The sequence below is a fragment of the Actinomadura sp. NPDC049382 genome, from assembly GCF_040677125.1.
In the GTDB taxonomy this organism is placed as follows: domain Bacteria; phylum Actinomycetota; class Actinomycetes; order Streptosporangiales; family Streptosporangiaceae; genus Spirillospora; species Spirillospora geliboluensis.
Genome location: NZ_JBFARO010000050.1, coordinates 1 through 17,270, shown reverse-complemented (window position 1 = coordinate 17,270; position 17,270 = coordinate 1). Strand labels below are relative to the sequence as shown.

2 protein-coding genes are annotated in these 17,270 nt (G+C 75.1%); both read right to left on the bottom strand.

The genetic code is table 11. The features are described from left to right. Entirely contained in the window at nucleotides 1–6,480 is a 6,480-nt protein-coding gene (locus AB0K34_RS26110; RefSeq protein WP_364551388.1) for a type I polyketide synthase, read from the bottom strand. Next, nucleotides 6,477–17,132 carry a type I polyketide synthase gene (locus tag AB0K34_RS26105; protein ID WP_364551386.1) on the bottom strand — a complete coding sequence of 3,552 codons (10,656 nt, stop codon included), beginning with the start codon at nucleotides 17,130–17,132 and terminating at the stop codon, nucleotides 6,477–6,479. Before AB0K34_RS26105 ends, AB0K34_RS26110 begins: the two co-directional genes overlap by 4 nt. Nucleotides 17,133–17,270 lie beyond the last annotated feature (138 nt).

Sequence of the window (17,270 nt, the reverse complement as noted above, 5' to 3'; positions counted from 1 at the left end):
TCACTTCCCCTTCTCGTCCAGCGCCAGATCGAGGAGCCCTTCCAGGTCCAGGTCCGCGAGTCCGCCCGCGCGCGCGTCCGGGCCCGGTGCCCGCTCGCCGGCCTCCGCGCCGCCGGACGGTCCCGCGCCGGGCGCGGCGGAGGCGGGGCGCAGCAGGCCGAGGATGTGCCGGCCCAGCTCGCGGGGCGTCGGGTAGCTGAACACGAGGGTGGACGGGAGGCGCAGCCCGGTCGAGGACGCGACGCGGTTGCACAGCTCGACGGAGGTCAGCGAGTCGAACCCGAGGTGGGTGAACGCCCGGTCCGCGTCGACGCTCGTGCCGGAGGTGTGGCCGAGCACGATGGCGGTCTGCTCGCGGACCCAGTCGAGGAGGGCCGCCTCCGCCTCGCCGTCCGCCAGTGCGGCCAGCCGGGCGGTCAGGCCGCGCGGGCCGTCGCCGCTCTGGCCCGTCCGGCCGCGGGACGGGCGGCCGCCGTGGACCAGGTCGCGCAGGACGGGAGGCAGCTCGCCGCGGGCCGCGCTGCGCAGCGCGCCGAGGTCCACCCGGGCCGGGATGAGCAGGGGCCCGCCGTGGTCGCACGCCGCGTCGAACAGCGCCAGCGCCTCGGACGCGGGCATCTCGACGGCGCCCAGCCGCCGCAGGCGTGCGAGGCGGGCCTCGTCCAAGCCGGCGGTCATGCCGCCGCGCCGCTCCCACCAGCCCCAGCTCAGCGAGGCGCCGGCCAGGCCGGACGCCCTGCGCCGCGCCGCCAGGCCGTCCAGGAAGGTGTTGGCCGCGGCGTAGTTCGCCTGGCCGCCCGCCCCGAGCGCGCCCGCGAGGGCGGAGAACAGGATGAACGCCGACAGAGCGTGGCCCCTGGTCAGCTCGTGCAGGTTGATCGCGCCGCCGACCTTGGCGCGCAGCACGTGGTCGACGTCCTCGGCGGTCAGCGACTCGACCGTGCCGTCCGCGACCGCGCCCGCCGCGTGGACGACCGCCGTGAGCGGATACCGCGCCGGCATGTCCGCGATCAGATCGGCGACGGCGGCCCGGTCCGCGACGTCGCAGGCCACGACCGTGACGGCCGCGCCCGCCGCCTCCAGGTCCGCGACGAGCTCGCGGACGCCGCCGGCCGCCGTCCCCCGGCGGCTCGCGAGCACCAGGCTCCGCACGCCGTGCTCGGCGGCGAGGTGCCGGGCGACGAGCGAGCCCACTCCCCCGGTCCCGCCCGTGACCAGCACGGTCCCGCCGCCGAAGCCGCCGCCCACGTCGAGGACCAGCTTGCCGACGTGGCGGCCCTGACTCATCTCGCGGAACGCCTTGCGCGCGTCGCGGACGTCCCGGACCGAGACCGGGTTGAGGCGCAGGCTCCCGGCGGCGAACAGGTCCATGACCGCGCGGGTCATCTCCTGGAGCAGCTCGGGGCCCGCCGATCCGTAGACGTCGAAGGCGCGGTAGTCGACGCCGGGGTGGTCGGCCGCCACGCGCCGGGGATCGCGGATGTCGGTCTTGCCCATTTCGAGGAAGTGCCCGCCCTCGGGGAGCAGCCGGAGGGAGGCGTCGACGAACGCGTGCGCGAGGGAGTTGAGGACGACGTCCACCCCGCGCCCGCCCGTGGCCTCCAGGAACGCGTCCGCGAACGCCAGGTCCCGCGACGACGCCAGGTGCTCGTCGTCCAGTCCCAGGGCGCGCAGGGCGGGCCACTTGGCCGGGCTCGCGGTCGCGTAGACCTCGGCCCCGGCGTGCTGCGCCAGTTGGACGGCGGCCATCCCGACGCCGCTCGCCGCGGCGTGGATGAGGATCCGCCGCCCCTTCTGGAGCTTGATCAGGTGGAAGAGCGCGTAGTAGGCGGTCAGGAAGGCGGTCGGCACGGACGCCGCCTCGGCGTGGCTCCAGTTGTCGGGGAAGGGCGTGAGCAGACGGTGGTCCGCCACCGCGACCCGGCCGAAGGCGCCGTGGAGCGCGCCCGTCACGCGGTCGCCCGGTGCCAGCCCGGTGACGTCGTCCGCGACGTCCAGGACCACCCCGGCGCCCTCGCTTCCGATCTCGGCGTCGAAGGCCGTTCTGTCCACCAGTCCGAGGGCGATCGTGACGTCCCGGAAGTTGAGCCCCGCGGCGTGCACCGCGACGCGGACCTGGCCGCTCGCCAGGGGCGCCTCCACCTCCGGGCAGGGAACCCAGGTCAGGTTCTCCAGCGTCCCCCTGTCCGGGATGCCCAGCCGGTGCGCGCCGGCCGCCGGAGCCGCGAGCCGGTGGTCCGGGAGCGAGGCCGGCGCCATGCGCGGCACGAGGTGCGCGCCGCCGCGCAGGGCCAGCTGGTCCTCACCGATGGCCGGGACGCCCGGGAGAAGCGCGAAGGACGCCTCCTCGTCGTCGACGTCCACCAGCCGGAACCTGCCGGGGTGCTCGGCCTGGGCGGACCGGACCAGGCCCCACACGGACGCGCCGGGGAGGCTCTCGACGCGCTCCCCGCTCCCGGTGCCGACGGCGAGGCGGGTGAGGAACACCAGCGTGGATCCGCCGAACCGCTCCTCGGCGAGGAACCGCCGGATCCAGCCGAGCACGCGCGTGTCCGCGTCTGCGACCTCGGTGAGCACGTCCGGGCCGGCGGTGAGGAGGTCGTCCAGGCAGAGGACGAGGTGCCGGACGGGCTCGGCCGCGAGGGCGTCGTCCATGGACTCGTGGAGCGGGACGTTCTCGTCGCTCGCCCCGACGAGCCGGGCGGCCAGGCCGTCCTTCGCTCCGAGAACCCCCCACCGCCCGTGCCGGGTGTCCCCCTCGCCACGCTGGAGCGGCCGCCATCGCAGCTCGTACAGCGATCGTTCGTGGGCGGCCCGTGCCGAGCGCAGCTGCTCGGCGCCCGCCGGCCGGAACGTCAGGGCGGCGACGCGCGCGGCCTCCCGGCCCTGCTCGTCGGCGATCACCACGGACACGGCGCCCTCGCCCGCCGGGGTGATCCTGACCCGCGCGGTGCTGCCGCACTCCCGGATCGGTTCCACCCCGGCCCACGAGAACGGCATCCAGCCCCGGCCGCCGTCCGGGTCGACGGCGCCGCTGACCGCCACCGCGTGCAGCGCCGCGTCGATCAGCGCCGGGTGCAGCGCGTATCCGCTGCTCGGCGGGCCGCCGTCCGCCGGTTCGGGCAGCGTCGCCAGGACGTGGAGGTCGTCGCCGTGCCACCACACTTCGCGCAGCCCGCGGAACGCGGGGCCGTAGTCGAACCCCGTGTCCGCGAGGTTCTCGTAGAGACCGCCGACGTCGACGCGCACCGCCCCGGCGGGCGGCCACGCAGCGGGTGGCGGGGCGTCGTCCGGCGGCGCGGCGGCCGTCGGTGCCAGGCGGCCCGTGGCGTGCCGGGTCCAGCCGCCCATCGTCGGGCTGTCGCCAGCGGGGCGGGAGTACACCTCCAGGGTGCGGTGCTGCGTCTCGTCCGCCGCCCCGGCCACGACCCGTACCTGCACGTCGCCCTCGTCGGGGACGATCAGGGGGACCTCCAGGGAGAGTTCCTCGATCGCGGGGCATCCCACGGCGTCGCCCACCGACAGCGCCAGGTCCAGGTAGGCCGTGGCCGGTACGACGACCGCACCGAACACGGCGTGGTCGGCCAGCCAGTCATGGGCCTCCAGCGACCACCTGCCCGTGAACACCACCTCGCCGGTGCCGGGATGGTCCACCATCGCGCCGAGCAGCGGGTGCCCCGGGGCCGCGAGACCGGCGGACGCCGTGTCCGCCGGACCGGTGGCCGCCGAGGCGTCCAGCCAGTACCGCTCCCTCTCGAACGCGTACGTCGGGAGGTCCACCCGGCGGCGCGCGCCGAACAGCGCGTCCCAGTCCACGGCGCCGCCCCCGGCGTGCAGCCGGGCCAGCGCGGCGACCAGCGCCTCCACCGCCCCCCGGTCCCGCCGCGACGCCGACAGGACGAGCGCGCCGTCCACGCCCGCGGTGTCGAAGGACTCCGTGGTGATGCTCGCGAGCGTCGATCCCGGGCCCAGTTCGAGGAAGACGCGCGCGCCGGCCGCGCGAGCGTGCTCCACCGCGTCGTGGAAGCGCACGGGTTCGCGGACGTGCCGCACCCAGTGCTCGGCGGACGCCAGTTCCCGGGGCTCGGCCGCGCGGCCCAGCCGGGTGGAGACGACCGGGATCGCCATCTCGCCTGCGGGCAGGTCACCGATCGTCCCAGCGAACTCGTCCAGGATCGGGTCCATCAGCGGCGAGTGGAACGCGTGGTCGACGTCGAGCGGCTTCACCGCCGTGCCTCCGGCGGCGAGCCGTTCCCGGAGGTCGCGCACTTCGTCGCGGAGGCCCGAGACGACGACCGACTCCGGACCGTTGACGGCGGCGAGGCCGACGCGCTCGTACTCGCCGAGCACGGAGAGGACGTCGGTCTCCGAGGCGCGGACGGCCAGCATGGCGCCGCGCTCGCCGACCGCCTGCATGACCCGGCCGCGAGCGGCCACGAGCCTCGTCGCGGAGTCCAGGTCGAGGACTCCGGACACGTGCGCGGCCGCGATCTCGCCGACGGAGTGCCCGATCAGATAATCCGGGCGCGGCACGTACCGCGTCAGGAGCCGGTAGAGGGCGACCTGCAGCGCGAACAATGCGGGCTGCGCGACGTCGGTCCGCTCGCGGTCCGCGGGTTCATCGGCGAGGAGCAGGGGCCGCAGGGCGAAGGGCAGGTGCGCGTCGAAGTGCCCGCAGGTCTCGTCGAGGCTCTCCGCGAAGGCGGGGAACGCCTCGTACAGCCGTCCCGCCGCGCCCGCCCACCGCGCCCCCTGCCCCGGGAACATGAACGCGGAGTCACCGGGCTTTCCTGCGATGCCGCGCAGCACAGTGGCGGACTCGCCGCCTTCACTCAACGCCGCCAGCCCGCTGAGCAGTTCGTCCCGGTCGCGTCCGAGCACCACCGCGCGATGTTCGAGCCGCGCCCTGCCCGAGACCAGCGACCAGCCGGTGTCCGCGAGGTCCAGGCCCGGGTCGGCGGCGGCGAAATCGCGGAGCCTCTCCGCCTGCGCCCGCAGCGCCTTCTCCGAACGCGCCGACACGGCCCACGGCACCAGCCCGCCCGGAAGGGGACCGGCGGCGGGCTCGGCCTCCGCCGCCTCCTCCTCGGGCGCCTGCTCGATGATCACGTGCGCGTTGGTGCCGCTCACACCGAACGACGACACCCCGGCCCGGCGCGGCCGGTCGCCGGTCTCCGGCCACGGCCGCGCCTCCGCGAGCGGCTCCACCGCGCCCGCCGACCAGTCCACGTGCCGGGTCGGCTCGTCCATGTGCAGCGTCTTGGGCAGGACGCCGTGCCGCATGGCCATGACCATCTTGATGACACCGGCCGCGCCCGCCGCGCACTGCGGGTGGCCGAGGTTGGACTTCACCGCCCCCACCCACAGCGGCCGGTCCCGGGGCCGGTCCCCGCCGTAGACGGCGATCAGCGCCTGCGCCTCGATCGGGTCGCCCAGCGCGGTGCCCGTGCCGTGCGCCTCGACGGCGTCCACCTGGTCGCCCGCCAGCCGCGCGTCCGCCAGGGCCTGCCGGATGACGCGCTGCTGGGAGGGGCCGTTCGGCGCGGTCAGGCCGTTGGACGCGCCGTCCTGGTTGACCGCCGAACCGCGGACGACCGCCAGCACCCGGTGGCCGTTCCGCCGCGCGTCGGAGAGGCGTTCCAGGAGCAGCAGGCCCGCGCCCTCGCCCCAGGCCGTGCCGTCGGCGGCGGACGCGAACGGTTTGCAGCGGCCGTCCGGGGCCAGCCCGCGCTGCCGGCTGAACTCGATGAACGCGCCCGGCTTCGCCATGACCGTCACGCCGCCCGCCAGCGCCAGCGAGCACTCGCCGCCGCGCAGCGCCCGGACCGCCAGGTGCAGGGTCACCAGCGACGACGAGCACGCCGTGTCGACCGTGACGGCCGGCCCTTCGAACCCCCACACGTAGGAGATGCGCCCGGAGGCGACCGCGGTCGAGGTGCCCGTCCCCAGGTAGCCTTCGAGCGCTTCCGGCGCCTCGTGGATCGGCAGCCCGTAGTCCTGGTGCGCGATCCCCACGAAGACGCCCGTGCGGCTGCCGCGCAGCGCCGTCGGGTCGATGCCGGCCCGCTCGATCGCCTCCCACGACGTCTCCAGCAGGAGCCGCTGCTGCGGGTCGACCGCCATCGCCTCGCGCGGGCTGATCTCGAAGAAGCCCGGGTCGAACTCGTCCGCGTCGTACACGAAGCCGCCCTCGCGCACGTACGACTTGCCGTGGACGCCCGGCTCCGGCGAGTACAGCTCGTCGACGTCCCAGCCGCGGTTCCGCGGGAACTCCGCGATGGCGTCCCGCCCCGCGGCGACCAGCTCCCACAGCTCCTCCGGCGAGCGCACGCCGCCCGGGTAGCGGCAGCTCATGCCGATGATCGCGATCGGCTCGCGCTGCGCCGCGGTCAGCTCGGCGGTCAGCCGGCGCAGCCGCTCGGTCTCCTTCAGAGACGCGCGCAACGCCTCGACGACGGCATCGTTCGGTTCGGCCATCATGACCTCCGCGTCTCGTCGGGTTCGTCGTTCCTCATCGCCATGCGCACCAGGTCGTCCACGCCCATCTCGTCCAGCGACGGACCGCCGCCGTTCTCCGGCCCGGGATCCGCGCCGCCCGGTTCGGCGCCGCCGGGCGCCGGGCGGCCCGCCAGGGTCAGCAGCGGCTCCAGCAGCCCGGCCTCGCGCAGCCGCGCGGGCGGGATCGACAGCATCAGGTTCCGCAGCCCGGCGTCGTCCATGTCCGCGCCCGTCCCGCCGGGTGCGGCGCCGCCGTTGCGGGCCGCCCGCTCGGGGAACAGTTCCGCCCGCAGGTACCGCGCCGCGGCGACCGGCGTCGGGTAGTCGAACAGCAGCGTGACGGGCAGGCGCAGGCCGGTCGCGCGCCGCAGCCGGTTCCGCAGCTCCACGGCGGTCAGCGAGTCGAATCCGACGAGGTTGAACGCCCGCTCGGCACCGATCGCGTCCGGGCCGTGCAGTCCGAGGACCGCCGCCGCATGCGCGCGGACGGTGTCCAGCAGGGCGTTCTCCAGCTTCCCGTCCGGCAGCTCCTTCAGCCGGGCGACCAGGTCGCCGTCCGCCGCGCCGTCCGCGTCACCGCCGGCGGCGTGCCCGGCCGTGGGCGCGGCGAGGTCGGGGATGTCGGCGATGAGCCTGCTGGGACGTCCCGCGGTGAACGCGGGCGCGAAGTCCGCCCACTCCACGCGGGCCACCGTCACCTGCGCCTCCTCCCGGTCCAGCGCGGCGGCCAGCGCCGCCAGTGCGGTCTCGGGCTCCATCGGGGGCAGGCCCCGCCTGCGCAGGCGCTCCTCCACCTCGCCGGTCACCAGGCCGCCGCCGCCCCACGAGCCCCAGGCCACGGCGGTCGCGGGCAGTCCGGCCGCCCGCCGCCCCTGGGCCAGCGCGTCGAGGAAGGCGTTCGCGGCGGCGTATCCGCCCTGCCCGCCGCTGCCGAGGACGCCGGCGGCCGAGGAGAACAGGACGAACGCCTCCAGGTCCAGCCCGGCGGTGAGTTCGTGCAGCGCCGCGGCGGCGGCCACCTTGGGCCGCAGGACCCGCTCCAGCCGGTCCGCGGTGGCGGACTCGACCAGCCCGTCCTCCAGCACTCCGGCGCCGTGGAACACCGCCGTCAGCGGGTGCTCCTCCGGAACCGAGGCCAGCACCTCCCGCAACGCGTCCCGGTCCGCGGCGTCGGCCGCGGCCACGGTCACGCGCGTGCCGAGCTCCGCCAGTTCCGCCGTCAGCTCCGCGATCCCCGGCGTGTCCGTGCCGCGCCTGCCGACCAGGAGGAGATGCGGTGCTCCGGCGCGGGCGAGCCAGCGGCAGACGTGCGATCCGACCGCGCCCGCGCCGCCGGTCACCAGGACCGTGCCCCGTGGACGCCAGTCCCGCGCCGGTGCGTCGCCCAGCGGTGCCCGCGCCAGGCGCCGGCCGAACGCTCCCGAAGCACGCACCGCCACCTGGTCCTCGCCATGGCCTCCGCCCGCGCCGCCGGTGCCCTCCGCTCGGCCGACGCCGGCGAGGACCCCCGCCAGCAGTTCGGCGGTGCGGCCGTCCAGCCGGGCGGGCACGTCCACGAGACCGCCCCACCGCTCCGGGCGTTCCAGCGCCGCCACCCCGCCGAGACCCCAGATCTGGGCCTGCAGCGGGTTCGCGACCGCGTCGGCGTTCCCGGTGGTCACCGCCTCGCTCGTCAGGCACCACAGCCGGGCCTCGACGCCCGCGTCCTCCAGCGCCTGCACCAGGGCGACCGTGCCCATGAGGCCGTCGGAGACCGGCTCATGTGCGGCGGCCAGGCCGTCATCCGCGAGGGCGAGGAGCGACAGCGCACCGGAGAGGCGGCCGGCGACCCCGCTCTCGGCGAGCGCGGCGGCGAGCCGGTCGCCGAGCGCGGCGCGGTCCCGCAGGTCGGCCGGTGCGACGTCCACGCGGACCACCTCGGCCCGGCGGCGCCGCAGCGCGTCGAGCACCGTGTCCGCGAGCGGGGCTGGAGCCACCGCCTCGGGGACGACCACGAGCCAGGCGCTTCCCTCCAGGCCCGGCGCCCCGGCGGTCCCGATACCGGGCAGCGGCTTCCACGTCGTGCGGTAGCGCCAGCTCTCCATGACCGCCTGCTCCCGCCGACGGCGCCGCCAGGACGACAGGGCCGACAGCACCGCGGGCACGGCGGGGTCCGCGGCGTCGCGTTCGCCGGGCGGGTCGTCCAGGCCCAGCGTGCCGATCACGGCGTCCACGTCCTCGCGTTCGACGGCTTCCCAGAACTCGGCCTCGGCGGGGTCGGCGGAAGCGCCGGTCGGGCGGTCGGTGCCGGGCCTGCCGGGGTCCAGCAGCCAGTAGTTCTGGTGCTGGAAGGGGTAGGTGGGCAGGTCGGCGCGGGCAGGCGGGGCGGCCGGATAGAAATCCGCCCAGCGCGGAGCGGCGGCGTGGACCTGGACCGTGGCCAGGGAGGTCAGCAGGCGCTGCCACGTGCCGTCCTCCCTGCGCAGGGTGCCGGTGATGGCGACCTCGCCGCTGCCCTCGTGGTCCTCGGAGGTCTCCTGCAAGGCGCTGGTGAGCACGGGGTGGGGGCTGACCTCGACGAAGACGGTGTGCCCGTCGTCGAGCAGGGCGCGGGCAGCCGCCTGGAAGTCGACGGTGGCCGCCAGGTTCTCGTACCAGTAGCCGGCGTCCATCGCGGTGGTGTCGGCCAGCGGCCCGCCGGCGCGGCCGGCGACGGTGGAGTAGAACGCGACGGCGGCCGGGCGCGGCCGGACGGGCGCGAGCAGTTCCAGCAGCTCGTCGCGCAGGCCCTCCACGTGCGAGGAGTGGGCGGCGAAGTCCACTCCCGGCACTTCCCAGCGCATCATCCGGGCGGCGGACAGCGCGGTGTTGAACTCGGCCACCGCCGCCGCGGAGCCCGACACGGTGACGGTCGCCGGGCCGTTCACGGCCGCGACCGCGAGGCCGCCGTCCAGGTCGGCCAGCATCTCCCGCACCCGGTCGGCGGGTGCGAGGACGGTCAGCATCCGGCCGTCGCCGCGAATCTTGAGCAGAGCCTTGCTGCGGAGAGCGACGAGCCGTGCCGCGTCCTCAAGCGACAGCGCGCCGGCGATGTGGGCGGCGGCGATTTCGCCTTGCGAGTGGCCCACCACGGCGTCCGGCGTGACGCCCAGGTGCTCCCACATGCGCGCCAGGGAGATCATCATCGCCCACAGGGCGGGCTGGACGACGTCGACCCGATCCAGGCTCGGGGCACCCTCCACCTGGCCGAGCACGTCGATCAGGTTCCAGCCGGTGAACGGCTCCAGCGCCTCCGCACACGCAGTCAGATGTTCGGCGAACACCGGCGAAGTGCGCATCAGCTCCACGCCCATGCCGAGCCACTGGGAGCCCTGCCCGGGGAAGACGAAGGCGGTCCTGCCGGGCCGGGGCGGCGCCGTGCCGGTGACCACGCGGGCGGAGGGCGTCCCGGCGGCGAGCGCGGCGAGACCGTCCCGGAAGTCGGCGGGCCCCCGGCCGATCACCACCGCCCGGTGCTCGAACACCGAACGTCCCGCGGCCAGCGCGTGCCCGATCTCGGCGGGCGTCGCCTCCGGACTGCGGTCGAGGTGGTCCAGCAGCCGCCGCGCCTGGTCGGCGAGCGCAGCCGGCGACTTCGCCGACACCGGCCAGGGCAGCGTCCCGTCCGTCGCCACCACGGGCTCCGGCAGACCCGGGGTCGCAGGGTCCTCGTCCTCCGGGGCCTGTTCGACGATGAGGTGCGCGTTGGTGCCGCTGGCGCCGAACGACGAGATCCCGACGCGGCGCGGACGTCCCGTGTCCGGCCACGGGCGGGCCTCCGTCAGCAGTTCCACGGCGCCCGCGCTCCAGTCCACCTGCGGGGTCGGCTCGTCCACGTGCAGCGTCTTCGGCAGGACCGCGTGGCGCAGGGCCATCACCATCTTGATGATGCCGCCCACGCCCGCCGCGGCCTGGGTGTGGCCGATGTTCGACTTCAGCGAGCCGAGCCACAGGGGCCGGTCCCCGGCGCGGTCGCGGCCGTAGGCGGCGATCAGCGCCTGCGCCTCGATCGGGTCGCCGAGCATGGTGCCGGTGCCGTGCGCCTCGACCGCGTCGATCTCGCCGGGGGTGAGGCGGGCGCCGGCCAGGGCCTGCCGGATGACGCGCTCCTGCGAAGGACCGTTCGGGGCGGCCAGGCCGTTGGACGCACCGTCCTGGTTGACCGCCGAACCGCTCACGACCGCCAGCACCCGGTGGCCGTTCTTCCGCGCGTCGGAGAGGCGTTCCAGCAGCAGGAGGCCGACGCCCTCCCCCCAGCCGGTGCCGTCGGCGGCGGACGCGAACGCCTTGCACCGCCCGTCGGCGGCCAGGCCGCGCTGCTTGCTGAACTCGGTGAAGATGTCGGGCGTCGCCATGACGGTGACACCGCCGGCCAGCGCCAGCGTGCACTCCCCGGAGCGCAGCGACTGCGCGGCCAGGTGGACGGCCACCAGCGAGGAGGAGCAGGCGGTGTCGACCGTCACCGCCGGGCCCTCCAGCCCGAGGGCGTACGCGACCCGGCCGGAGGCGACGCTGCCCGCGCTGCCGTTGCCGATGTAGCCCTGCAGGTCGTCGGGGACGGCGCTGAGGCGGGTGCGGTAGTCGCCGTACATGACGCCGGCGAAGACGCCGGTGGGGGTGGAGTGGAGGGCGGCCGGGTCGATGCCGGCGCGTTCGATCGTCTCCCACGCGACCTCCAGCAGGAGGCGCTGCTGGGGGTCCATGGCGAGGGCTTCGCGGGGGCTGATGCCGAAGAAGGCGGGGTCGAAGGCGTCGGCGTCGTAGAGGAACGCGCCGTGGCGCGTGTAGGACTTGCCGGGCTTGCCCGGCTCGGGGTCGTAGAGCTTCTCGACGTCCCAGCCGCGGGTGGCCGGAAACTCCGCGACGGCGTCCGTCCCGCTCGCCACCAGCGTCCACAGGTCGTCCGCGGAGTACACGCCGCCCGGGTAGCGGCAGCCGATGGCCACGATGGCGATGGGCTCGTCGGCGGCGGCGGTGACCGTCGCGGCCGGGGAGGCGGGCGCCTGCTCGGACGGGAAGAGGGCGGCGTGGAGGTGGACGGCCAGGCGGTGCGGGGTGGGGTGGTCGAAGACCAGGGTCGCGGGGAGGCGGAGACCGGTGGCGGCGTTGAGGCGGTTGCGCAGCTCGACCGCCGTCAGCGAGTCGAACCCGAGGTCCTTGAACGCCTGGTCGGGGTCGACCGCGTCGGCCGTGGCGTGCCCCAGGACGAGGGCGACGTGGGACCGGACGAGGGCGGCGAGGGCCTCCACGGCGTCCGCGGCGGAGAGGCCGGCCAGCCGGTCGCGGAGGCCACCGGCGTCGGCCGTCGCGGCGGCCGCGGCGGCCTTCCGGACGGGAACGGGGACGAGCCCCTTCAGCACGGCGGGAAGGGTGTCGCTCTCCAGCTCGGAGCGGAGCAGCGCAGGGACGATCTTGACGGGGGCCAGGCATGCGGCGCCTGTGGCACGGGCGGCTTCGAACAGCGCCGGCCCCTCGTCCGCGGTGATGGGCTCGCCTCCCAGGCGGGTCAGGCGGGCCAGCCGACCGTCGTCCAGGTGGCCGGTCATGCCGCTGCGGTCGGACCACATTCCCCAGGCCAGGGAGATGGCGGGCAGGCCCTCGGCGCGGCGGTGCTGGGCCAGCGCGTCGAGGAAGGTGTTGGCGGCGGCGTAGTTGCCCTGGCCCGGATTGCCGAGGACGCCCGCCATGGAGGAGAAAAGGACGAAGTCGGTGAGGTCCGCGTCGCGGGTGAGTTCGTGCAGGTGCCAGGCGGCGTCAGCCTTGGGGCGGAACACGCGGTCGACGCGGTCGGCGGTCAGGGAGGTGACGGTGCCGTCGTCGAGGACGCCGGCGGCGTGGACCACGCCGGTGAGCGGGTGCTCGTCCGGGACGGCCGCGAGCAGCGCGGCGAGCGCGTCGCGATCGGCGGCGTCGCAGGCGGCGACCGTGACCTCCACACCCAGGTCGGCCAGCTCGGCGGCGAGTTCGGCGGTGCCCGGAGCGTCCAGACCGCGCCGGCTGGTCAGCAGCAGATGCCCGGCCTGCCGGGCCGTCGCGTAGTGGCGGGCGAACAGGGCGCCGAGGGTCCCGGTGCCGCCGGTGATCAGGACCGTGCCCCCGGTGGCCGGGTCCGGCGCGGCCGTGCCGTCGTCCACCGGGGTCTCCCGCACGAGCCGGGGGACGTAGAGCCGTGGCTCGTCACCGCCGCGCAGCGCCAGTTGCGGCTCGTCACTCGCGAGTGCCACCCGGAACGCCTCCGGAGGGACGCGGTCCTCGTCGTCCAGGTCGATCACGGTGAAGCGGCCGGGGTTCTCGCTCTGCGCCGTACGGATCAGCCCCCAGGCGGCGGCGTCCGCAGGGTTCGGCGACTCGGTGCCGTCATCGACGGCAACAGCCCGCGCGGTGACGAACACAAGTTGGCTATCCGCTGGCCGTTCCTCGGCCAGCCACGACTTGATCGTGTCGAGGGCGTACTGGACGGCCTCCCGCGCGGCGCCGGGGACGTCCTCGGCGGAGCTGGAACGCCCCAGCAGGCCGGTGGCGATGACCAGGTCGGGGACGGCGGCGGTGGCGTCCGTCGACAGCGCCGCCAGATCCAGATGGCTCTCGACCGCGACTCCGTCGGGCAGTGCCGCAACGAGCGCTTCGGGAACGGTCGGGCCCACGAACGCCACGCGACCGGTACTGAGGTCGTCCGTGCCGGGCGTGCGGGTCCAGGTCAGGCGGAACAGGTGGCCGGGCCGCCTCGCCGAGACGGCCTTCGCCAGGTGGTCCGCGGGGACCGGCCGCATGGCCAGCGACGCCACCTCGGCGACGGGCCGCCCGGCCGGATCGGCGAGGCTGACGCGCAGCGTGTCCTCGCCGGAAGGGACGATCCGGACGCGCAGCGCCCGCGCGCCCACCGCGTGAAGCCGGACGTCCGAGCAGGCGAACGGAAGGAGCACCTCGTCCGGGCCCTGCCCGGGGCTGGTGGCGGCGATGGCGTGGAGTGCGGCGTCGAAGAGGGCCGGGTGAATGCCGTAGCGGTCGGTGCCGACGGTGTCTCCGGCGGGGGCGCTCACCTCGGCGTAGAGGGTGTCGCCGTGCCGCCAGGCGGCGGTCAGGCCCTGGAAGGCGGGCCCGTAGCGGTATCCGCGTGCGGCGAGGCCGTCGTAGAGGGCGTCGGTGGGCACGGGGGTCGCGCCCGCCGGTGGCCAGACCTCCGGCCCCGCCCAGGCGGCCGTGTCCGGCGGGGCGGCCGGGGCCGCCTCGGAGGCGAGGGCGCCGGTGGCGTGGCGGGTCCAGGCGCCGCCGGCTTCGGCGTCGTCCGGCCGGGAGTGGACGGTGAAGGCCCTGCGTCCGTCGTCGTCGGCCGCCGCCACGCGCACTTGCAGGTGGAGGCCGCCGGGGGACGGGAGCGTGAGGGGCGCTTCGAGGGTGAGTTCTTCCAGGCGGGGCGCGTCGATGACGCTGCCGGCGTGGAGGGCGAGCTCGATGAACGCGGTGCCGGGCAGAAGCGGGACGTCGTGGACGGCGTGGTCGGCGAGCCACGGATGGCTGCGCGACGACAGGTGCCCGGTGAACAGGTGGCCCTCCCCGTCCGCGAGCGCGACGTCGACACCGAGCAGGCCGTGCTCGGCGGCGTGCAGGCCGAGTGTCTTGGGGTCGGCGGCGATGGTGGGGCCGTCGATCCAGTAGCGCTGGTGCTGGAAGGGGTATGTGGGCAGGTCGAGGTGCGCGGGATGAGCGCCCGGATAGAAGCCCGCCCACTGGGAGGACGTGGAGGTGTGGGTGAGAGCGGTGGCCAAGGAGGTCAGGACGCGCTGCCAGGTGTCCTCGTCGCGGCGCAGGGTGCCGGTGACGGCGACCTCGGCCGTGCTCGCGTGCTCTTCGGCCGTCTCCTGAAGCGGGTGCGTCAGGACGGGGTGCGGACTGGCCTCGATGAACAGGGTGTGCCCGTCGTCCAGCAGGGCACGTGTGGCCGCCTGGAAGTCGACGGTGGTGGCCAGGTTGTCGTACCAGTACTGGGCGTCCATCACCGTCGTGTCGTCCAGCGCACCGCCGGCGTGAGCGGACACGGTCGAGTAGAACGCCACGCCCGCGTCCTGCGGACGCACCGGAGCCAGCAGCTCCAGGAGTTCGTCATGCAGCGGGTGGACGTGCGGCGAATGGGAGGCGTAGTCGACCGGGATCCTCCGGGCGCGGACGCCCTGGGCGTCGCACTGGGCCAGGAGTTCGTCGAGAGCATCACCGTCGCCGGCGACGACGGTGGCCGACGGCCCGTTGACGGTGGCGACCGCCAGCTGTCCCCGCCAGTGTTCGATCAGGTCTGCGGCATCGGCCGCGGGGAGGGGCAGGGAGACCATGCCGCCTTGGCCCGCGATGTGGGTGATGGTCTGGGAGCGCAACGCCACGATGCGGGCCGAATCCTCCAGGGTGAGGATCCCGGCGATGTGGGCGGCGGCGATCTCGCCCTGCGAGTGGCCCACAACGGCATCGGGGGTGACACCCAGGTGCTCCCACAGGCGAGCGAGGGAGATCATCATCGCCCAGAGCGCGGGCTGGACGACATCCACCCGGTCGAGGTCGGGAGCGTCGTTGGTCTGGGTGAGGACGTCGATCAGGTTCCAGCCGGTGAACGGTTCGAGCGCGTCCGCGCAGGCGGTGAGGTGCTCGGCGAACACCGGCGAGGTGCGCATCAGCTCCACGCCCATGCCGGCCCACTGCGAACCCTGCCCCGGGAAGACGAAGACCGTCCTGCCCGGCTCGGCCGCCGCAGTCCCGGTGACCACATGCGGTGAGGGTTCACCGTCGGCCAGCGCCGCGAGCGCACCCCGGAAGTCGGCGGGCTCCCGGCCGATCAGCACCGCCCGGTGGTCGAACGCCGAACGTCCAGTCGCCAGGACGTGACCGATCCGCGCGGGCGCCGCCTCCGGGCTGCGGTCGAGGTGGTCCAGCAGCCGCCGTGCCTGCTCTCTCAGTGCGGTCTCGGACTTCGCCGAGAGCGGCCACGGCAGCGTCCCGTCCGTGGCGACGGCCGGCTCCGGAGCGTCGTGATCGGAGTCGTCGCCGTCCTCCGGGGCCTGTTCGATGATGAGGTGCGCGTTTGTGCCGCTGATGCCGAAGGACGAGACCGCGGCCCGGCGGGGACGTCCGGTGTCCGGCCAGGGCTGCTGCTCGGTCAGCAGCTCGACGGTGCCCGAGGTCCAGTCGACATGGGGTGTCGGCTCGTCGACGTTCAAGGTCTTCGGCAGCACGCCGTGGCGCAGGGCCATCACGGTCTTGATCACGCCGGAGACGCCGGCGGCGGCCATGGTGTGACCGATGTTCGACTTCAACGACCCCAGCCACAACGGCCGGTCTGCCGGGCGTGCCTGGCCGTAGGTCGCGATGAGGGCTTGCGCCTCGATCGGGTCGCCGAGTGTAGTCCCTGTGCCGTGGGCCTCGACCGCGTCGACCTCGTCGGCCTGGACGCGCGCGTTGGCCAGCGCCTGCCTGATCACACGCTCCTGCGAAGGACCGTTGGGGGCCGTCAGGCCGTTGGACGCGCCGTCCTGGTTGACCGCCGAGCCACGGACGACCGCGAGCACCTGGTGGCCGTTGCGTTGCGCGTCCGAGAGCCGCTCCAGGAGGAGGACACCGACGCCCTCACCCCATCCGGTGCCATCGGCGGATGCCGCGAACGCCTTGATCCGGCCGTCGGCCGCCAGACCGCGTTGCCGGCTGAACTCGGTGAACAGGCCCGGTGTGGCCATCACCGACACACCGGCGGACACCGCGAGGGTGCATTCGCCCTGGCGCAGCGCCTGCGTCGCCTGGTGCAACGCGACCAACGACGACGAGCACGCCGTGTCGATGGTGATCGCCGGGCCTTCCAGCCCGAGGAAGTAGGCCAACCGGCCGGAGATCACGCTGGTCGTCCTGCCGATCAGCACGTGCCCGTCGAATCCGGCGGTGTCGTGCGCCGAGCCGTAGTCCTGCGACACGGCGCCGACGAAGACGCCCGTCGAGCTGCCCCGCAGCGTGGCCGGGTCGATGCCCGCGCGTTCGAACGCCTCCCACGCGGTCTCCAGCAACAGCCGCTGCTGCGGATCCATCGCGGTCGCCTCACGCGGACTGATCCCGAAGAACCCCGCGTCGAACTCCCCGGCGTCATAGAGGAACCCGCCCTCGCGGGCATAGGTCTTGCCTGGACGTCCTGGATCCGGGTCGTAGAGCCCGTCAACGTCCCAGCCGCGATCGGTCGGCATCCCCGAGATCGCCTCACTGCCGGACGCGACCAACTCCCAAAGCTCTTCGGGCGACCGGACACCTCCCGGCAGGCGGCACCCGATGCCCACAACGGCGACCGGCTCGTCCAACGCCGCCGCCACGGCCACGGGCTCGGCGGCAAGCACCGCCTCACCCAGCAGTTCACGGCGTACATAGCGCGCCAACGCGGCCGGGGTGGGGTGGTCGAAGACGGCCGTGGCGGACAGGCGTCGGCCGATCGCCGCGCTCAGCCGGTTGCGCAGCTCCACCGCCGACAGCGAGTCGAAACCCAGCTCCTTGAACTTGGCGTCCGGACGGACCGCCTCCGGCGTCGCATGCCCCAGCACCGTCGCCGCGTGGGCCCGCACCATCTCCAGCAGTTCACGCTCGACATCGGCCGCCGACATCCCCGCGAACCGTTGCCCACCCGCCGCAGGACCGCCTGTGGCGGCGGTGCGCCGGACGGCACGCGGACGCACCAGCGCACCGAGCACCGCAGGCACATCCCCACCCTGCGCCAACCGCGCGACATCCAGCCGCGCGGG